The sequence below is a fragment of the Caldicellulosiruptor bescii DSM 6725 genome, from assembly GCF_000022325.1.
In the GTDB taxonomy this organism is placed as follows: Bacteria; Bacillota; Thermoanaerobacteria; order Caldicellulosiruptorales; family Caldicellulosiruptoraceae; genus Caldicellulosiruptor; species Caldicellulosiruptor bescii.
This window is the reverse complement of sequence record NC_012034.1, coordinates 2,801,423-2,821,135: the sequence shown is the minus strand read 5'-3', so window position 1 is coordinate 2,821,135 and position 19,713 is coordinate 2,801,423. Positions and strand designations below refer to the sequence as shown.

The following is a 19,713-nucleotide window of genomic DNA, read 5'->3' as shown; positions in this document are numbered from 1 at the left end:
GATGTTAGAAGAAAAGTTAGAAGCACTGAGACAGGGTAGAAAGGTTCCAAGAATAACCCCAGCAAGATATAAAAAAGAATACCCTTTCGTGAGAGAAGTAGACAGTCTTGCTCTGGCAAATGTTCAACTTGAGCAGGAAAAGTCGTTCAGAGATCATTTCAAAAACCCGAAACATTTTAGAATGCCTAATCAAAAAATTCATCAGTGGTGTTTCAGAAAGATGGTGGAGATGATAACCTACAAAGCACAGCTACTGGGGATTGAAGTGGAACTTGTTCCAGAAGAATATACGAGTCAGGTCTGTCCTGTATGTGGTAGCAAAAATCGTCCAATAGGTCGCAACTATGAATGCAGGAGTTGTGGATTTAGATATCACAGGGACGGAGTGGGAGCGATAAACATTTGGCAAAGGTATCTTGGGAGAGAATCCCAAGTAGTGGCGGGATTGGCACCCGTCAGAGGAGTGAGATTTAAACCACACCTCTGTGGTCATGGAGTATCAAATGCTCCATGGAAGGCAGCCTGAAAAGAGCTGCTAAGAATCCCATCCCCTTCAGGGGATTGGGAGTGTCAAAGCATGTTTGAAGACCTATAAGAAAACAGTGACAAGGAGGTGGAAAATTATGATAAAACTTAATGAGTTTGGGAGCATTGTCTGCTCAAGAAAAAATGGGGAAATAGTAAGAGAAAAAATATTAGAAGAAATAAAAAACGGTAACACAGTTGTAATTAACTTCGAAGGTGTTGAAATGATTAATCATTCTTTTGCAGATGAAGCATTTGGGAAACTACTCTATGATCTGCCAGTAGATGTATTTAAAAACCAAATAAAATTCATCAAAGCTAATGATGATGTAAAAGGGATTATAAAAATGGCCGTTGCAGAAAGGTATAGACTTATTGAAGAAGAGAAAAAGATAGCAATCTGAGAAAAAACAAAAAATGTAGTAAACACAAAAGTCTTCCTTAAACAACCCCTGTTCGCCGGGAGCCAGACCTATTCAAAAAGCCAGTTAAAGACTTTCCTTAGCAACTGAAACCGTTGATAATTAGTTTTGCTTTTATTCACCCCAACAAATGTTCGCTATTCTAAAATGAAAATGAAGCAATTGAACTTTCTGAAACTCCAGCAGGCGCAGGGTAGCTCGAAAGCCCAAAGTGGACTTTGGTACATGACTCAAAGCAAGAATACAACTGGCTTTGCGAGAAGCAGACAAGTCCGAAAAGGGCTTTTGAGCCGGGGTTTGGGTGGTAGAGCAAGCAATAAAATGGGGAAGAGAGATTGTAAACGATTGCATAAGGACAAGGTGGGTAAAAAATCATATCAGTTGCAAATTCAGCCATCTCAAAAGCCCAAACAGGACTTTCGCCAGTAGTCAAAACTCTTGAAAAACCTGCATTCAAATTGTGTTGAAAAAACTGAAACTCGGATGTATAATAAAAACAGTTGAGGAAACCATATTCAAAACCTGTCTACAAAAATGTAAAAATAGAAACTGCCGCAGCAAAAGTTGTGGTTTTTGTTTTTAGTAGCATAACTGATTGGTTTTGTGGTATAATCTAAATATAAGGCAATATGCCCCCTGGAAGTTTGCCGTAAAAAGGGGGTTTGCAGATTGTGAAGTTATCAAGAAGTTATGATGTGGGATTCAAAAAGCTCTTTTCAGACAAGATAAATGTTTGCTGGTTTATAACTGAAATAATACCGGAACCAAGACTCAAAAACTATACACAATCGGATATTGAGATTGTTGCAACAGAGTCTATAAACGCTCAGTGGAAAGCACGACGCTCTGACATGGTGTACAGACTCCCCTATTCGTCATCGTGGATATACTTGCTGGTGGAGTTTCAAAGCAGGCCAAATAAACAAATGCATTGCAGAATCTATGAGTACGTATTTCTTATTCAAAGGAAGTATCAGATAGACAAAAGACTTCCTGTGGTTGTGCCAGTAGTTTTGTATAACGGGGTAGAGAAATGGCAACCTGTAACGCAATTTGCTGATAACGTTGAATATGCAGAAGATTTTCCTGAGTATGTCCAGAGATTGAATTATATTTTTATCGACGTAAGAGATATACCGGAGGATAAACTGCTAAACGGCAACAACGTGCTTGCTGCTGCCCTGTATGTAGACCAGGTTGCAACAAACCCGGACAGTGTTGTAGAAAGACTTCTGGAACTGGGCAAAAACATCAGAATTCCGGACGAGCAAAGAGAAGAGCTGGCAGAATGGCTTTATCATGCAGTACTGAAAAGTTATAAGATACCCCGGGAAGAAATAAACGAGTTGTTTGCAAAATCAAAAATTTTGGGGGTGGAAGAGATGTTTCAAAGTACTGCGATGAAAATTAAAAAAGGACTTGCAGAAGAAAAGAAAAAAATAAGACTGGAAAGCAAAATTGAAGGAAAGATTGAAGGTAAGATTGAAGGTAAGATTGAAGGAAAGATTGAAGGAAAGATTGAAGGAAAGATTGAAGGCAGAATGGAAGCACAACTTGAGATAGCAAGGAATCTGATACTTGAAGGAGCAGAAGATAGTTTTATAGCTAAAGTGACAGGACTTGATATTGAGAAAGTAAAAGAGCTTAGAAATCAGCAACAGAAATAATAGATTTCGAGGCAGGGGTTAAACCCTGCCTTTTGTTTTCAGGGACAGGGGGAAAGTGTAGCTAACAGGTGTTCGCTATTAGATAGTGATAAAATCCAATTGCGAAGGATCTCTCAATTGTGTCTGCAAAAAAGCTGAGTCCAAAGCTCAAACAGGACACAGGAGTGCGGCAAAAACACAGATATACTCAGGGGTTGCAGACAGTAGCCAAATCCAAGAAGGGCTTTCGAGCCGGGCTTTGAGTGTTGGAACAGGCAACAGGGTGGAGAAGGTGATTGTAAACGATTACATAGAGATGCGACAGAAAAAACATGTCAGCTACAAAACAGCTGGCTCAAAAGCCCAAACAAGGTTTGTGCCAGTATCTAAAACTCTTGAGAATCCTGGCATCAAACTGTGCTTAGTGTAAAATATTTATAGGACATTGGATGGAAAAAAGCTCCCTCCTCTTGGTAGAAGAGAAAAAATGAAGTAGAATATAATGATGAAAAAATAAAAAAAGAAAAAGGAAAAACAAACCAAAGGAGGGAGCAAAATGACTGAAAATATTGTATCAAAAATAGAAGAACTTTTAAAGACTTTTGAGGAAGGATTAGAGAAGATAGTGAAAAGGGAGAAGGATTTAGCGGAATATTCAATTGAACTTAAGAAGCAGTTAGACCTGATAGGCAAGGAGATGATAAAGGAAGCATGTGAACTTATAGATGAATCGAGACTTGTCAAGAATTTTGTGTTTCCAATTTATAACGCAAATTATAGAGTTGGGTTATGTTGTTAATGCATTTTCTAATGCTGGGAACTCCATTTTTCCATTTTGTACGGCGTAAGTTCTCCCGCTGTAAGTAAATATTAATTTCTAAGACTTCAACAGACTGAAAGTATCCACCTGAATTTACTCTAATCTTTTCAATCATGCTATTTACACTTTCAACGGCGTTTGTGGTGTAGATATGCTTCCTTAATTCCTCAGGGTATTTCATATGAACAGAATAAAACTCTGCTTTTTCTGATATTGCAGCAATAAAATCGAGGATATTTTGAAAGGTATCCATCGCAAAGTTCTTTAAATTTCAGTACAGCTTCGTCAAAATCGGAGGAAGAAATTCTAAGTCTGTCTAAACTCTTGTTAAAAGCTGAAGCATCCTCTTTTGTCATATGTTTTCTGCTATTTCATTGGAGGTGGACAAAAGCAAGCTCAAGGTCAGCAAGAGGATAAGCAAGTTTGACAGCATCTATAATACCAGGGAAGTCATCACTTATGACAATTAGAATCTCTTTTAGCCCTCTTGTAATTAAGTCTTCAAAAACTTTCATCCAATCAGCCTTATTTTCTTTGCCGAAGAAAGTGTAGACACCGAAAATGTCTTTTTTACCTTTCTTGAGTCGATACCGAGGCTGGTATTACAAGTAGCTTGTTTAACCTTAGAATTATCCTTAACTTCACAATGATAACCATCGATGATGAGAGCAAAAGCACTTGTTGGTAGTTCTCTTTGTTTGAATAACTGAAGCTCATTTTTAAGGTCTTCTTTGATTTTTAGTATTTCATTTTCGGAATATGGAAGATTCAAAGCTTTCAAAGTCTGGACAAGGGAACGCTCAAGAATGACCATTGATGTACTTGCGACATAAGCAGGTCAGTGTATGAACTATCAACTCTTTTGTAGCGGAAAGAAGAGAATAGAAGGTCGAAAGTTATCAGAACGTGTACGAGGGACAGAGATTTCAAGACACAAGGCAGGTGTTGCAAGTTTTCTTTCATAGAAGCCATTGCCTTTGTCGTTTTCGTTTTTAGCAAGGTAAACAGTTCTTTCTGATAACATAAAGCAATCGAGCAAGTTTTACTTTTAGCTGTTTTAGAGCTGGGCGAGTAGGATCATCACAGGAAGCAATACATATTTAGCACTTGTTCGATAGCCATATTTTTAGCGGTCTCAAAAATTTCATTTTTCTCCATAATCGTGAACCCCCTTTGGTGATTATTTCAATACTAATTATACAGTGGACACAATTTTATTTTAACTCCCCACTGGGATAATATAGTATTAGAAGCAGCGAATGTTAATATAAAGGGATGTAGTGCAGAAGGGCATGTAAGTCATGTATTAGCAGAGAGGATGAGTTCAAGACCAAGAGGATGGAGCGAAGATATAGCGGAGACCATGGTAAAGTTATTGAGTTTAAAATACAATGGTTTTGAACTTATGAATGTATATTTAGAGAAGATAAAAGCCAAGAAAGCAGAAAGGCAAGAAGTTAAAGAAATAGCAAAAGGAATTATAAAGAACGGGAAAAGAGTACGAAAAGGTACGGAAAAGTGGAATAATATACCAGTTATAGCAAATGGTAAAGTTAACCAGTTATGAAGAGCATTAAAGTCTTTGATTAGTTGTAGCTTCTATAATGCAGGTATATTCTGATAAAAATTTTTTCCTACAAACTCTTGACACTATCCACTATCTCAAACTGTGTTGCAAATTTTAAAGTTAGAGTATATAATAAAAACTGTCAGGGAAAGTGTATGAAAAATACGTCTACAAAAATGTAAAAATAAAAAATACGTTTTCAAATTAAGCTAAGAAGGGTATAATAAAAGTAGAGGATTTTTAGAATACTCATCGAAGAGAGCAAGTAAGGTGTGGTATGCACCTTAAAAGCATACCGGGCTGTGGCAGCGAGCCTCTCCCTAGCTTCGGGACGTAAAATATAGAAGCGCATTGGGGCTTTTCCTTCGTGTTGGCGCCCTGCTGCCTAGGGATGAGAAATTCATCCCGAAAACAAAACACGAAGGCATAGTGTTTATAGGTGAACAGGAATGTAATAAAAACAACCAGGAACAATATATTCAAAATGCGTCTACAAAAATGTAAAAAATAAAAATCAAACCGCAGATTCTCTGCGGTTTTTGTTTTTTCGGGGTGTTCAAAATGCCAAAAAGACCATCAAGGCTTTGTATTCGGGAAGAAATTCAAACTCTAAAACTGCTCCTGCAGAAGTTATCCTATTCCTCTTAATGCTTGCAATGCTTGTAATTCGAATTCTTGTTGCTTTGCTGTATTGAGCTCTTGAAAATAAGCTGCAGATGTGATACAATATACTAAAATATATTGCCAGAAATACAACTTTTAGGTGTTTATACAGAGTGTCAAATTTTCAAACAAGGTGTGGTATAATAAAAGTGAAAGGAGTTCCTCTCCCCCGCAAAGTCTGAGTAGAAACTAAAAAAGGGGGAGTAGACAGATGAATAGCAATCTACCATCAAAGGAACACGATTCAACTTTCAAGCTTTTGTTTGAAAACCCAAAAGATATCCTCTTTCTTGTCAGGGATGTAATAGGCTACAGTTGGGCAAAAGATATTCAAGAAGACTCAATAGAACTTGCCGACAAAGAGTTTGTAGATGAAAATTTCCAGCAAAGAAGAGCAGACATCATAGCAAAGGCAAGACTAAAAGAAAGGGAAGTATATTTTTACATTATAATTGAGAACCAGTCAACAGTAGCTGAAGACATGCCAGAAAGACTACTGAGATACATAATCCTTCTATGGGCAAAGAAGATTAGAGAAGGTGTAAAGAAACTTCCAGCAATAATCCCAATAGTCACATACAACGGTCTGAAAGAGAAATGGGATGTGACAAAGGATATTATTGAAGCTTTTGAAATCTTCAAGGATAACATATTCAGATATGAGCTGGTAGACCTATCAAAGATAGATGCAGAAGGACTTTTTGACAAGGAAGAGGATAGTCTTGTTCCAGTAGTGTTCTATCTTGAACAGGCAAGGAACGACACAAAAGAACTTGTAATAAGGTTAAACAAGATAAAATCTGTACTTGAGAAAATGGGCAAATACAACAGAGAGAGATTTGCAATTCTTGTAAAGAACATAGTAGAACCGAGGCTAAACGAAAGACAAAGGATAGAGATTGAGAAGATAACCAGAACTCTTTTGCAGGGGGGAGAGAAAATGGGTGAGTTTGTGTCAAACATTGCAAGAGTTTTAGATGAGTCACTGGAAAGGAAGTTTAACGAGGGAATTCAACAAGGAATTCAACAGGGAATTCAACAGGGAGAGTACAGGACAAAAGTTGAGATAGCTAAAAAGTTGATATTAAAAGGAACAAGTGATGAGGACATAGCAGAAGTAACAGAACTTGCTATTGAAGAAATAAGAAAACTGAGGAAAGAGCTTGCAAATTGAAATTTCTCAGCCACAGGCAGCTAAAAACAGCCTGTGGGTTTGTTTTTTAGCAGGTTAGCATTGAAATAGAACAAACAATGAGATACAATATACTTAAAAATATCTGCCAGAAGTGTAGCTTTTAGGTGTTTATATAAAGTGTCAAATTTTTTGTTGTTGCAATTTCAGGCTACAATGGTATAATATATTCAGAACCAATTGCCAGAAATGCAACTTTTAGGTGTTTATATAGAGTGTCAAAAATTTTAGATGAGTAAAACGAAGGTAAGTAAAATCAAAAGGAAGTTAGCCACGGCAAAAATTAGGAAGTAAATTGCCGTGGTTTTTTGTTTTTCTTAGCAGAAAAAACTGTTTACTATGATAACAAATGTGGTATAATTGAGTAAGGAAGAAGTGTATTTATAACAAAAAGTTATATGGAGTGATGACCGTGAAGGAAGAGGTATACAAGAAAATAGGTAAACGTCTGCAAGAGCTGCGAAAACAGAGAGGTTTTACCCAAGAACAGGTTGCAAAATATCTGGGTATTACTCAGGAACAACTTTCACATTATGAAAATGGTAAACGTGAAGTTAGTGTTGATATTCTCCTGCAACTTGCCAGATTATATGGCTGTGACTATAACTATCTACTGGGTGAAGAACAAAATACAGACGAGCAGATTACGATGAACTTTAGAGCAGATGAGATTTCCGACGAAGATTTAGAAGTTATTGCCTTTGCCAATCAGTTTGTAGCAAACCTTGACATGATGTACAAAAAATTGGAGGAGATAAAAAATGAATAATTTGGCTGAGATAAAGGCTACAGAAGCAAGGAAAACTCTTGGTCTTGCATCACACGAGGCAGTTGACATTTTCAAAGTTCTCCATGAGATAGAAGGGGTTTCTCTTGCTTTTATGGAAATGAGCGAAAAAATGTCAGGTCTGTTTGTAAGAAAAGGCAGAGCTGCTTTAATAGTTGTCAATTCAAAGAAAACACTTGGGCACCAAAGATTTACAGCAGCTCATGAGTATTACCATTACAAATACAGCAAAGGTGCTGTGAGCAGAGTATGTCCTATCAGAAAATTTGTCGAAGATAATCCGGAAGAAAGGGAAGCAAATATTTTTGCCATTAATTTTCTACTGCCAGAAGAAGGTGTCAAGTACATGTTTTTTAAAAGGACAGAAGGGAAAACTCCCGACATAAGTGATATTATTTTTCTGGAACAATACTTTGGAGTAAGTCATCAGTTCATGCTTATCAGATTAAAGGAATTAAATTTGATTACAGAAAAACAGGAAAAAGATTTTAGCAAAGATGTAATCAAAAAAGCAAGAGAATACGGTTATTCAACACAATTGTATAAAGACACGTCTGACAAAGACATACAGGTTTATTCTCCGTACGCAGAACTTGCCAAAAAACTTTTAGACGCCGGTAGGATATCTTATGGCAAATATGAGGAACTGCTCATAGAAGGTGGATACGCACATCTGATATTTGAACCTGAAGAAGACACAGAAGGTGAAATTAATGAACTTGAAGATGCCTATAGTCTTTGATAACGATTGTGTCTGTTCATTTTCATGGATAAATCGGCTTGATATAATAGACAAACTTTTTGCTGGCAATATCGTTATTCCCAGAGTCGTTCTGGATGAAATAAAGGAATTACAAAAATACCGCTTCTACAGATTTGTTTTTCTAAACATAGACCAGAGAATAAAGAAGCGGCAATATGAAATCAAAGAGATTCCTGAATTAAGCCCTTACAAGGATGAGTTTTCAAGGTTAACAGAACGAAAAAGTGCAGATTCCATAGGCAAAGGAGAAGCTGCTGCTATAGTAATAGCAAAAATGTTAAACGGCACTCTTGCAAGTAACAATCTCAAAGATGTATTGCCGCATATTCAACAAGACCAACCACCGCTGATAACCACAGAAACCATTCTATACCTTGCATATCAGAGAAAACTCATAAGCTTTCAAGAAGGACAGCAAATATTAGATGAGATGAAACTGAGAAAAAGGAAACTCTCAACTTATAGCTTTTTTGAGCTTATTGAAAAGTACAAAGAAACAGAATAAATAACTGTTGCAATTTCAAACTACAGTGGTATAATATATACAGAATCAATTGCCACAAATGTATCTTTTAGGTGTTTATATAGAGTGTCAAAAATTTTAGATGAGTAAAACGAAGGTAAGTAAAATCAAAAGGAAGTTAGCCACGGCAAAAGTTAGGAAGTAAATTGCCGTGGTTTTTTGTTTTTTAGCAGGCAAAATTTCTGTGCAGTAAATTTCAAAATCATGGTATAACTATAATGAGAAAAAACTTTAGCAAAAGGAGTTGATATAGCCATGAGAAAACTTTTGAGTTTTGCAGTCATCCTGAGTCTGCTTTTGAGCTTTGCCTTCCCAGTAGCACAGGCTGGAACAATCACACAGAAGGTACAGGCAGCAATAAACAAAATAGACTACATCACAGCAGGCGAGTTTGTAACATCGCTCTTAATAGGTGCAAAGGTAAAACCAGACAAGCCTCTGGACTACTGGGGAAAGGCAGTTTCTATGGGCTTGATACCGGGTGAGGTCAAACAAGACAAGCCACTTACAAGAGCACAGGCAAGTTACATTGTGTGGAAGCTCATAAATGCTGTGCCTGAACTGAGAAAGAAGAATATACCTGTCAAAACCGAAATACTCACACCATGGGATTTAACACTGAGAGGTAGAGGTTACCTGTATGACTATATGACAAACCTTGACTTTGTGCTGTACTGGTCTGACCTGCTCATAATTGACTATTACTACGCAGATGGGAGGGTCAAGACAAAGTATGTCTGGGACGTACTAAAAGGTTATGTCATGAGAGATGATTATGCCAAGTTCCTGCAGGACTTTGCAAAGAAATGTCCTGATAAGCTGAAAATTGCTCCTAAAACTGAGTACTTAAAGTATGACGAAAAATACAAGGGGTATTACTACCAGTTACCTTTTGAACCAAAAGGTCGTTACTTTGTAACTTACCCAGGGATAACTCGTACCAAGGATTCTGGTGACAGAGAATGGAATTCGGCTTACGACCCACGTGCAAACAAGTATCTTGAAGAATATATCAAGAACCATCCACGCAAGTATGCACTTGACCATACAAGGTTTGCACAGATGGCAGATGATTACACAAAAATACCGCAGGCGTACAGAGAACCAATGTTAAAACTTGCCGACCTTGGTATCATAACTCCTGAAATGTCACCACTGTACGTGTCAAAGATAAGATTCAATCCTGCAAAGATGCTCACAAGAGCAGAAGCAGTTGCAATGATTTCAAGAGTGTTCGATGAGTCAAAACGAGAAGTATATGACGAGTTTAAATGGCAACTGAGAAGTTATGTGGATATGAAAACAGGTATTGTGTACTTGTGGAACAGCTATAAACGAACTTATGAACCAATAACAAATGATTACAAACAGGTAATAGATATTGTATACTCGTGGGACAGCGATAAACAAACTTTTGTACCAATAATAATTGATAATAGGTACAGGAAACTTAGAAGTAGCGATACTCCTGAATTTGGTGAACCAGTATTAACCTTCAGAATGGACGAAATGAAGTTGCTGGCTTTCATTAAGGATTCTATCAATTATGCTTCAAAATATTCAATTGGAAATTCCTTTGTTAGATATTCCTTTGCGGGTCTAGAATTTTTTATACCCGGGGTTTATGGTTCTATTCTTCCTTGGGAAGACAAACCATTTTACCGTTTTCCATGGTATCATGGAGCTAATTTTAACTATCTGCTGGTTCCTCTTGCATACAAGAAAGAGGCAATAGCTGACGCAAAGTATTACACCAACCCAAAAACCAAACTCCCGGCGGATGGTATTGTAAAGTGGTACGGTGATATATGTATATGGTATGTCAACCTCAATGGAGAAGACAATGTGGGTTACTGGTGCACAACGAACCCCACATACAAAGGTTATTTCGAGAAAGCAAAAGTTCTGTATGCAAAACCTGACCCGAATATCAAGTGAGATGAGAGGTGAGAAACTTGAAAGGACGTAAAAAGAGCTTATTCAAAGCTCTTTCTTTTTTAGTTGTTGTCTCACTTTTGCTTAGCTTGTTTCCCGCTTTTCCACCAGTAGTTAAAACAATGGCTGATAATTTTTCAGACAAGAGAGATGGGGTTTATGAAGGTGGTTCAAACTTCAGTGAGTACAAAGGTGTAACACGTGATAAGTGCGCAGAAAGTTATGGGGTTTCTAAGGAAATCAAAATATCGTCAACCAGTTCAGCATTCGACGACCTTTCTTCATATGCCAAGCAAAAGTGCCAATCCGGTGTGTACGGTTATGGAATAAGAATAGAAGACAATAAAACATACTACATCATTCCTCTCAACGTAGAAGCGACGATAGACAGGGGTTATGCAATATACGGTATTCCAGAAGATGTGGCGGACAACTTCACAAAAGCACAACCGGGATTCAAGCAGGTGTCTAATGGATACTTCTACGCCACACTCGGTGCAGATGGGTACTATCATCTTTCTTCACCTGGCAATGGAGTTAGAGGATACTTCAGATACTGGGGATTTTCCCAGACCGGCGCAGTGCAGTCTGATAAGGATTTCCCACCTGACAGAGATTATGTACCTGTTACATCCAGTACAAAGATTTTGTACAAGCCATGGCAGAACTCAATAGCAAGACAGATTTGTGCAGTGGCGGATTCATATAACCCTTCTAATGTCAGTCCAAACGCAATCACGCAGGTCTGGAGCGCACTTTCTAGGTTCAAAGATATGAAGGGACAGACTCTGGCAGATGCCATAAACATAGCACAAACACAATATGGTTCAAAGATAAGCTCAGCGTCCATGCTTGCAGATTATGCAATGATTTCGAACGCAACACCATACGCAGGTGCTCAGGTAGTCCTCGTCCTGCAGGAAGCTGATGGCTGGATACACTACAGGACATATGATGGTATCCCACCAAGAGCAAAACCTCAGGTTACAACCGACAGTATGAGCTATAAAGTTACATCCCAGAGTTACCTTGTTAAGAATAGCGATGGTACACTTAAATATGACCCGGCTGTTAACAGGCTTTTCGCAAGAAGTCTTCATCTTCTATAAGACGGAGATGAATTGCGGTTGATAAATATTCAGTTTCGGTATATAATAAAACTGGTGATGATTATGAAATTTGACTCAAATAAACATTCAGTATTTCTTCTTTACTACCATTTGATTTTAGTGACAAAATACAGAAGAGATGTGATAGATGAGAAAATTTCAAAAAGACTAAAAGAAATTTTTGAGTACATTCAACCCAATTACAACATAACCATAGTTGAGTGGAATCATGATAAAGACCACATTCATGTTTTGTTCAAGGCAGCTTTTACAACACCACTTTCTAAGTTTATAAATGCTTATAAAAGTGCCTCTTCAAGACTCATAAAAAAAGAATTTCCTGAAATTAAGCAAAAACTATGGCAGGAATATTTTTGGTCAAGAAGTTATTGTTTGCTGACAAGTGGTGGTGCTCCAGTTGAGGTAATTAGAAGATATATCGAGAGTCAAGGTGAAAAAAGAAAATGCTAAAAGCATATAGGTATCGGATATACCCTGATAAAGCACAGGAAGAATTTTTTGAAAAGACTTTTGGCTGTTGTAGATTTGTGTGGAACAAGATGTTAGAAGAAAAGTTAGAAGCACTGAGACAGGGTAGAAAGGTTCCAAGAATAACCCCAGCAAGATATAAAAAAGAATACCCTTTCGTGAGAGAAGTAGACAGTCTTGCTCTGGCAAATGTTCAACTTGAGCAGGAAAAGGCGTTCAGAGACCATTTCAAAAATCCGAAACATTTTAGAATGCCGAAGTTTAAGAAAAAGAAATATAAGCAGTCATACACAACAAACAACCAGCAACCCAAAAATGGTAATGAGACAATTAGAGTAGATTTTGAAAAAGGGTTTACTTACTTGCCAAAGATAAAAGGTGGAATAAAAACAGTATTTCACAGAAAGTTTGAAGGGAAAATAAAATCTGCAACAGTTGCGAAAACAAAAGCAGGCAAGTACTATGTAAGTATACTTGTAGATGTACAGGACCCAAGAAATGATGTAAAAGAGCCAAAGAAGCCTCCACCTCTTCAGGTGGATGGCAGTTCACTTCTGCACGGAATGTATTTGAAATTATGATGCAGAGAATAACTTTCTTTATCTGCCTCAACAAATCATATCTACTTTGTAATGTTCATCCTCTAAAAGTTTAAAATTTCCGATTGCAGCTGTGTCCGAGTCAGATGGGATGCAAAGAAGTATGTATATTGTTTCGATAAATTTTTGTAATGTTTCCTTGTCGTCACTGTTTGTTTCAAAAACAGCACGTCATGCAAGCTTTCTGTAATGCTCAAGAATTAGCTCCTCAAACTTGCTTTCATCAACCAAATTGGAATTGACTTAAAATTTTTTGGTTACATCAATCAGTCGATACACTATCATAAACCTTTTTTATAAAAATTCTTCCCCTATATTTAGATACAACTTCAACAACTGTTACTTTGTTCTTTCATTATTTACCTTTTCTGCTTGTCCTTCCTGCTGTTTGAATGATTGATTAAGGGGGCTCAATGCATCTTACAAAATGGTTAAAATCATTGGCACCCCCTGCTTCAACAGGCTAAGTTGACAATAATTTTATTCTTCTTATCCCATATTTACCCAATTCATCTTAATCTTTCTTTGGAGGATATATAAGCTACCAAAATTGTAACTTAATTTAGTATTTTTGAAAATTCTTTACTTATCGTTCCCAAGAAGAGAGCTACAAATAAACCCGTTCTAAAAGAAAATCAACAAATTTCAAGATATTATTTCAATTCCAAAAAGGCAGTAAACAAGCCCACTTCATCCTCAATCCCCAAAGGGGAGGCTACAAACAATCTTTTTGACAAGTATTCAACAGTCAGGTTACCAGGTTTCAATCCCCAAAGGGAAGGCTACAAATAAAGAATAACAGAGAAGTTTGGTAGAGAAAATGTAAGTTTCAATCCCCAAAGGGAAGGCTACAAACATTCTGCATTAAAAACCTCACAGCCTCGCTTTTCTTGTTTCAATCCCCAAAGGGAAGGCTACAAACTATTCACCAGCTAGTGGAGTTTACAATGCTGGAACAAAGTTTCAATCCCCAAAGGGAAGGCTACAAACTAAATCCTGCGATACACCAAGCAGACATATTCTATGTTTCAATCCCCAAAGGGGAGGCTACAAACACACGAAAAGTATTAGGTATACTACCACTATAATTGTTTCAATCCCCAAAGGGGAGGCTACAAACATATTAAGTATTCCATTTATTGTATCTCCATTTTTACGTTTCAATCCCCAAAGGGGAGGCTACAAACTTGTAGAAGGATTGAGAGGTTACAATTTAAAGGCATGTTTCAATCCCCAAAGGGGAGGCTACAAACCAATTTCTTCTTTTGTTTGAAGAACTTTAATAATTTGTTTCAATCCCCAAAGGGGAGGCTACAAACAATTTACACTTCCTGTTACTGCTTGTGTCAAATTCAAAGTTTCAATCCCCAAAGGGGAGGCTACAAACTTTATATTGGCGCTGGTGATAAGGCTTGTGATAGCCTGTTTCAATCCCCAAAGGGGAGGCTACAAACATTTGCCATATAAAGAGGATTTTTTGCTGTTGTACCGTTTCAATCCCCAAAGGGGAGGCTACAAACCCACTTTATTACCATTCTAATAGCGTTACTCTCATATTTCAATCCCCAAAGGGAAGGCTACAAACGAATAATTTTATAACGGCAAGAATAAGCTTGTATATCTGTTTCAATCCCCAAAGGGAAGGCTACAAACCTGAATCAGGTGATGTATTATACAAACCTGAGCTATGTTTCAATCCCCAAAGGGAAGGCTACAAACGGGCTGAAGAATTGGAACAAAGAGTAATAGAGTTTGGTTTCAATCCCCAAAGGGAAGGCTACAAACAATTATGATGATTGTAAGTCTATGATAAGAGATATGTTTCAATCCCCAAAGGGAAGGCTACAAACAATGATTTTATAACAGCAAAAGTAAATCTTTATATCTGTTTCAATCCCCAAAGGGAAGGCTACAAACGGGAATATTGGACAGAGATATGGAAAAATGAAAAAAGTTTCAATCCCCAAAGGGAAGGCTACAAACTAAGACTATTATTAAGAATCATAGGAGGTTTTATGAAAGTTTCAATCCCCAAAGGGAAGGCTACAAACAGTTTTAAGTAGTACGTTTAGAATCAGTGGTTACATGTTTCAATCCCCAAAGGGAAGGCTACAAACACGGCTATTGTGACTTACTACGATAAGATAGTGGGGTTTCAATCCCCAAAGGGAAGGCTACAAACCTTTAGGTGTTTACACAAATGTAGCTATGATACAATGTTTCAATCCCCAAAGGGAAGGCTACAAACCTTTAGGTGTTTACACAAATGTAGCTATGATACAATGTTTCAATCCCCAAAGGGAAGGCTACAAACTGTGCCACAGGATGGGACGGTGGATTTGGAAAAGAGTTTCAATCCCCAAAGGGAAGGCTACAAACCAAAAAGTCTAAAAATAACAAATATCAAAGTTATATATAGTTTCAATCCCCAAAGGGAAGGCTACAAACATTTCATTGAAACTGCGCACAACATGTTGCAGATGAGTTTCAATCCCCAAAGGGAAGGCTACAAACTCAAATCACTTTCACTAAAGATTTCACTCAAAATTTGTTTCAATCCCCAAAGGGAAGGCTACAAACACTTCCTAAAGAACTAAATGCATCAGCAATAAATTTGTTTCAATCCCCAAAGGGAAGGCTACAAACACCATACCAAACTAACACAGCTGATAGCCAAACACTGTTTCAATCCCCAAAGGGAAGGCTACAAACTGGAAACCATCCGTAAGCAAAACGAACTCATTAAGGTTTCAATCCCCAAAGGGAAGGCTACAAACCGTTCTGCGTGGTCTGTGGAGCTTCTTCAAAGTTGTGTTTCAATCCCCAAAGGGAAGGCTACAAACCCATTTAGGGATTAAAATTTAGAAAGGAGGAAATTAGTTTCAATCCCCAAAGGGAAGGCTACAAACCAGCACAATATTTGCTTACGTCATTTTTCTTATCGTGGTTTCAATCCCCAAAGGGAAGGCTACAAACGTGATGATGCAAGAGAGAGAAAGAGAAGAGAAAGAGTGTTTCAATCCCCAAAGGGAAGGCTACAAACTGGTTGGATAAGGAAGTGATAGAATGAATGAGACACAAGTTTCAATCCCCAAAGGGAAGGCTACAAACTCATATTTGAAAGGTTCACCTTCTACATCTATTAATTTGTTTCAATCCCCAAAGGGAAGGCTACAAACTAAAATTTCAAAACAATCAACAAAACCTAAAAAGAAGTTTCAATCCCCAAAGGGAAGGCTACAAACTTGTATCCTTTACCGATGCAAACAAAGTCGAAAAATGTTTCAATCCCCAAAGGGAAGGCTACAAACATTTATGTTTTTTAGTTGTAAGAATGCTAGGTTCATGTTTCAATCCCCAAAGGGAAGGCTACAAACATACAGGAAAAGTTATTTTCAAAAATAATCGAGAAGTGTTTCAATCCCCAAAGGGAAGGCTACAAACAGTATATAATCTGAAAAAAGGTAAAGATGTGTACACGTTTCAATCCCCAAAGGGAAGGCTACAAACCGAGCAAATCTATCTACCTTGTGAACGATAATAAAGTGTTTCAATCCCCAAAGGGAAGGCTACAAACACGAACCAAAAGAAGGCAATTGTTACTAAGGCAAGATAGTTTCAATCCCCAAAGGGAAGGCTACAAACCAACAGACAAGGCAAGTGAGAAGATACGAGATATTGGTTTCAATCCCCAAAGGGAAGGCTACAAACCCTTCGTTATCTAAATTTCTGTCATAAATAATGCATAGTTTCAATCCCCAAAGGGAAGGCTACAAACGAGCTCAAAGTTTTAGAGCTTGAAGCAACCAAGCAGGTTTCAATCCCCAAAGGGAAGGCTACAAACCAATTATGAACAAGACAAACTTGAGATTGAAGCTGGTTTCAATCCCCAAAGGGAAGGCTACAAACTCAAAGATGACCTTAGTTACAAACTAATTGCTTTTATGTTTCAATCCCCAAAGGGAAGGCTACAAACTTCCTCATAGTTCGAAATAAAAACACAAATCATAAAGTTTCAATCCCCAAAGGGAAGGCTACAAACAAACCTGGAAGCGGAAAGTCTTATCATATGGTAAAGAGTTTCAATCCCCAAAGGGAAGGCTACAAACTTTATGATTTTAAGTATATAAAGGTTTTGGAGATTGAGTTTCAATCCCCAAAGGGAAGGCTACAAACCCGTGGATAGCTTGCAGAATGCAACAAGGAACAAATGGTTAAGTTTTCAAGCTGCAGTATGTTGTTTCTATTATACACCACAAGCTCTTGAAAGTCAACACATACCAGAAATTACCTTTTGCTGTCGACCCCCGGGGGTTTTTGGGGGTACTGCAGGTCGACAGCAATTGGTAAATACAAAAGTCATAATACGCCACAAATCACAAAGTACATAATTAAAAATGTCAATTTTTGCACAAGCAAAAATAATATAAAATGAAAAAAATGACATATAAAGCTAATTAACTTCGCATAAAATTTGACCTTAAAAATTAAATGATGGTATGTAAAATTAAAAAGTGTACTAAGTAACGAGGATTGCAAGTTCAAAATTCGGTTGTATCTTGAAAATAAAATTGGTATAATTAACATAAAAGTGAGGTGAGAGGCTATTGATAGAGGAAATAGTTGAGATTGGTGATATTTTAATTGGTGATGCATCTGGAAATGATGCCTATTTATCTGTTCTTACAGAAGATATTGAGGTTCCAACTGGGGATGAAAAGAGATATGTTGCAAAAATTGACTTTTCTACAAATGAGAAAAAGATTAATATAGACTGTGCTGAAGAAATTGATGATGAAACTGCTAAAAAATATGTTTATGTTGGTTCGGCAGAAGGTGCAAATTCGTCACAATGGTTTGCTTCTACGACATCTTTTGCATATTTTCTAACAGAAACCATTCCAAACCTTGTTGAATGTAAAATACCTGTAGTATCTGATATATGTAAAAAAATATTGGATATGTATTTTGTCAAAGTCAAAGAATATCTGAGCAGATCTTCTGAACTTATCGATGAAGAGAAGAGGTATTTGCAGCAGAAGATAGAGAAAAAATACGTTTATTTTTTAGATACTGACAATATAGTGGTAAATGACAACAAGAGATTGACTGAAAAGCAGCTATCACAGATTTACAAGGAACTAATTAACAATACAAAATCAACTGATAAGATTTTTAAGCAATTGAGAGATGTTTTTACAAAGGAATGTACAAATGGATTAAAAAAATTAACAGAGATAAAACCTCAGCAAATAGGCTTATATGTACTTTGTGTTGATGGAAAGCCTTTGACAAGCTATCCAGAGTATATTGACGCTGTTATTGCATACAAACGCCAGGTCAAAAAAGGCTCAAAAAAGGCTAAAAACAAACAGGAAGGTAATATATGTTATATATGTTTGGACACAGATAACTTATCATTCGAAGGATTTAAAAAGACAAGGTTTAAATATTTTACAACAGACAAAAATATATTTGCATCTTATCTTGACCAAAAGAACTATGCCAAGAATATAACTGTATGCGAAAAATGTCTTTTAAAGCTTGTGGCAGGAGACATATTTTTAAGAAATAAACTTAAAACACAGCTTGGAACATTTGATGTATATGTTCTGCCAACTTTTGTTTACACAAGTGCAAAGCTAACAAAAAACTATTTAGAGGAACTTTCCCAAAATATCACGAATTCGATGAACACTGCATGGAACTATAATAGCTTGGAAAAACTGCGAGATGATATATACAACTTTCTTTCATATTTCGACCAAAACCACTATTTTTTACTGAACCTGATTTTTTACAGAGAAGCACAAGCAAGTACAAAGATAATAAGGTTTATAGCTGACATCAATCCTTCAATTTTCGACAAGATTTACAATGCAGCTTCAAAAGTCTTTTCTCAATATACTGACCTCATTGGGAATGACCCTTCTTTTAGGATTTCCCTTGAAAGCATTTATTACAGCGTTCCAATAAGGCTCAAAAACATAAGTGAGAGCAAAGAAGCGCAAAGGCTTTTGAACATCTACGATGCTATTTTTTCTGGCAAGAGAATAGCAAGAGATGTTCTCATCGAAAACTTCATAAAGGCAGTAGGTGTTGTTGTTTACGGGAAAGAAGGGTATAACCTTTCAAAGTTTATAGAAAACGACATTGCTTCAATGGTTATCAGAATGGTTTTTGTCATAAGATTTTTGGAAATTTTGGATTGTTTGGAGGTGAAAAGAGGGATGGATATTGCGCAGCTGAATTTGTCCGACGATCTCAAAAGCTATATTCAACAAATGAATTATGATGAGCCAAGGACCGCTCTATTTTTGCTTGGAGTTTTGATTGGCGAGATAGGAGCAAAACAATATCTTACTACCAAAGATAGGCAAGACGACTCTGCTGGGCACAAACCAATTTTGAACAAGATAAATTACAATGGAATTGATAAGCCAAAGCTTATAAGACTGTGCAATGATGTTCACAACAAGCTGAGGCAAGAAAAACTTTTACCGTACACCGAGATGATTTTTGCCGAGATGAAGAGGCTTTTGGACAAGCACATAGATTCATGGAAGCTTGACAAATACGAAACTCTATTTTACATCCTCTCTGGCTATGCATACAAAACTCAAAAGGTTATATTAAATGCTTTGAACTCTCAGGATACATCTAACTAAAATAG

The 19,713-nt window shown here is 37.0% G+C and carries 14 protein-coding genes, 4 pseudogenes and 1 CRISPR repeat array; of the genes and pseudogenes, 15 read left to right on the top strand and 3 right to left on the bottom strand.

The window, feature by feature from the left end:
* Position 1: 1 nt before the first annotated feature.
* The 5 genes and pseudogenes from ATHE_RS15190 to ATHE_RS13500 all read left to right on the top strand — a co-directional run.
* A complete protein-coding gene (locus ATHE_RS15190) occupies positions 2 to 526 on the top strand; it encodes a zinc ribbon domain-containing protein (protein ID WP_306426534.1) in 525 nt (174 codons plus the stop codon).
* Positions 527 to 623: 97 nt separating this feature from the next.
* A complete protein-coding gene (locus tag ATHE_RS13520) occupies positions 624 to 929 on the top strand; it encodes an STAS-like domain-containing protein (protein WP_015908983.1) in 306 nt (101 codons plus the stop codon).
* A 689-nt stretch (positions 930 to 1,618) separates the two neighbouring features.
* Complete coding sequence (locus ATHE_RS13510) at positions 1,619 to 2,614, top strand: Rpn family recombination-promoting nuclease/putative transposase (RefSeq protein ID WP_015908982.1); 996 nt, start codon at positions 1,619 to 1,621, stop codon at positions 2,612 to 2,614.
* An 85-nt stretch (positions 2,615 to 2,699) separates the two neighbouring features.
* Positions 2,700 to 3,023, top strand: a complete 324-nt coding sequence (locus ATHE_RS13505; protein ID WP_041727251.1) for a hypothetical protein — start codon at positions 2,700 to 2,702, stop codon at positions 3,021 to 3,023.
* Positions 3,024 to 3,149: 126 nt separating this feature from the next.
* Positions 3,150 to 3,326: pseudogene (locus ATHE_RS13500) on the top strand (ISLre2 family transposase); the annotation flags it as partial.
* A 254-nt stretch (positions 3,327 to 3,580) separates the two neighbouring features.
* Here the strand turns inward: ATHE_RS13500 and ATHE_RS15090 are convergent.
* The 3 genes and pseudogenes from ATHE_RS15090 to ATHE_RS15085 form a co-directional block, all read right to left on the bottom strand.
* Positions 3,581 to 3,769 (bottom strand): hypothetical protein, encoded by a 189-nt coding sequence (locus ATHE_RS15090; protein ID WP_231503194.1) that lies wholly within the window; start codon positions 3,767 to 3,769, stop codon positions 3,581 to 3,583.
* 15 nt (positions 3,770 to 3,784) lie between these two features.
* Positions 3,785 to 3,976 (bottom strand): transposase, encoded by a 192-nt coding sequence (locus tag ATHE_RS15185; RefSeq protein WP_252864506.1) that lies wholly within the window; start codon positions 3,974 to 3,976, stop codon positions 3,785 to 3,787.
* Positions 3,925 to 4,437, bottom strand: a pseudogene (locus tag ATHE_RS15085) (transposase). Before ATHE_RS15085 ends, ATHE_RS15185 begins: the two are co-directional and overlap by 52 nt.
* A gap of 192 nt (positions 4,438 to 4,629) precedes the next feature.
* On the opposite strand from ATHE_RS15085, the pseudogene ATHE_RS14415 reads away from it, so the two are divergent.
* The 10 genes and pseudogenes from ATHE_RS14415 to ATHE_RS13440 all read left to right on the top strand — a co-directional run.
* Positions 4,630 to 4,980 (top strand): annotated as a pseudogene (locus ATHE_RS14415) (UPF0236 family transposase-like protein); the annotation flags it as partial.
* An 874-nt stretch (positions 4,981 to 5,854) separates the two neighbouring features.
* Positions 5,855 to 6,817, top strand: a complete 963-nt coding sequence (locus ATHE_RS13485; protein ID WP_015908979.1) for an Rpn family recombination-promoting nuclease/putative transposase — start codon at positions 5,855 to 5,857, stop codon at positions 6,815 to 6,817.
* A gap of 430 nt (positions 6,818 to 7,247) precedes the next feature.
* The gene (locus ATHE_RS13480; RefSeq protein ID WP_015908978.1) at positions 7,248 to 7,604 is read left to right on the top strand and encodes a helix-turn-helix domain-containing protein; all 357 of its coding nucleotides are present in this window, start codon (positions 7,248 to 7,250) and stop codon (positions 7,602 to 7,604) included.
* On the top strand, positions 7,597 to 8,364 hold the full coding sequence (locus ATHE_RS13475; protein WP_015908977.1) for an ImmA/IrrE family metallo-endopeptidase: 768 nt from the start codon (positions 7,597 to 7,599) through the stop codon (positions 8,362 to 8,364). The genes ATHE_RS13480 and ATHE_RS13475 overlap by 8 nt, the downstream gene beginning before the upstream one ends.
* Positions 8,336 to 8,890 (top strand): hypothetical protein, encoded by a 555-nt coding sequence (locus ATHE_RS13470; protein WP_015908976.1) that lies wholly within the window; start codon positions 8,336 to 8,338, stop codon positions 8,888 to 8,890. The genes ATHE_RS13475 and ATHE_RS13470 overlap by 29 nt, the downstream gene beginning before the upstream one ends.
* 273 nt (positions 8,891 to 9,163) lie before the next feature.
* The gene (locus ATHE_RS13465) at positions 9,164 to 10,846 is read left to right on the top strand and encodes a hypothetical protein (protein WP_015908975.1); all 1,683 of its coding nucleotides are present in this window, start codon (positions 9,164 to 9,166) and stop codon (positions 10,844 to 10,846) included.
* 8 nt (positions 10,847 to 10,854) lie between these two features.
* Entirely contained in the window at positions 10,855 to 11,952 is a 1,098-nt protein-coding gene (locus ATHE_RS13460) for an Athe_2463 domain-containing protein (RefSeq protein WP_179122070.1), read from the top strand.
* 63 nt (positions 11,953 to 12,015) lie between these two features.
* On the top strand, positions 12,016 to 12,423 hold the full coding sequence (gene tnpA / locus ATHE_RS13455) for an IS200/IS605 family transposase (protein WP_041727460.1): 408 nt from the start codon (positions 12,016 to 12,018) through the stop codon (positions 12,421 to 12,423).
* Positions 12,417 to 12,959 (top strand): annotated as a pseudogene (locus tag ATHE_RS13450) (RNA-guided endonuclease TnpB family protein); the annotation flags it as partial. The gene tnpA and the pseudogene ATHE_RS13450, both read left to right, overlap by 7 nt.
* 774 nt (positions 12,960 to 13,733) lie before the next feature.
* A CRISPR array of direct repeats spans positions 13,734 to 17,216; the repeat unit is 30 nt; unit sequence GTTTCAATCCCCAAAGGGAAGGCTACAAAC.
* A 431-nt stretch (positions 17,217 to 17,647) separates the two neighbouring features.
* Positions 17,648 to 19,708, top strand: a complete 2,061-nt coding sequence (locus ATHE_RS13440) for a TIGR02556 family CRISPR-associated protein (protein ID WP_015908970.1) — start codon at positions 17,648 to 17,650, stop codon at positions 19,706 to 19,708.
* The last annotated feature ends 5 nt before the right edge of the window (positions 19,709 to 19,713 follow it).

Excerpts from the sequence above, each read along its gene's own strand:
- ATHE_RS15190 (WP_306426534.1), top strand. The coding sequence starts at position 2 with ATGTTAGAAGAAAAGTTAGAAGCACTGAGACAGGGTAGAAAGGTTCCA.
- ATHE_RS13520 (WP_015908983.1), top strand. The coding sequence starts at position 624 with ATGATAAAACTTAATGAGTTTGGGAGCATTGTCTGCTCAAGAAAAAAT.
- ATHE_RS15090 (WP_231503194.1), bottom strand. The coding sequence starts at position 3,769 with ATGACAAAAGAGGATGCTTCAGCTTTTAACAAGAGTTTAGACAGACTT.
- ATHE_RS13485 (WP_015908979.1), top strand. The coding sequence starts at position 5,855 with ATGAATAGCAATCTACCATCAAAGGAACACGATTCAACTTTCAAGCTT.
- ATHE_RS13475 (WP_015908977.1), top strand. The coding sequence starts at position 7,597 with ATGAATAATTTGGCTGAGATAAAGGCTACAGAAGCAAGGAAAACTCTT.
- ATHE_RS13470 (WP_015908976.1), top strand. The coding sequence starts at position 8,336 with ATGAACTTGAAGATGCCTATAGTCTTTGATAACGATTGTGTCTGTTCA.
- ATHE_RS13465 (WP_015908975.1), top strand. The coding sequence starts at position 9,164 with ATGAGAAAACTTTTGAGTTTTGCAGTCATCCTGAGTCTGCTTTTGAGC.
- tnpA (WP_041727460.1), top strand. The coding sequence starts at position 12,016 with ATGAAATTTGACTCAAATAAACATTCAGTATTTCTTCTTTACTACCAT.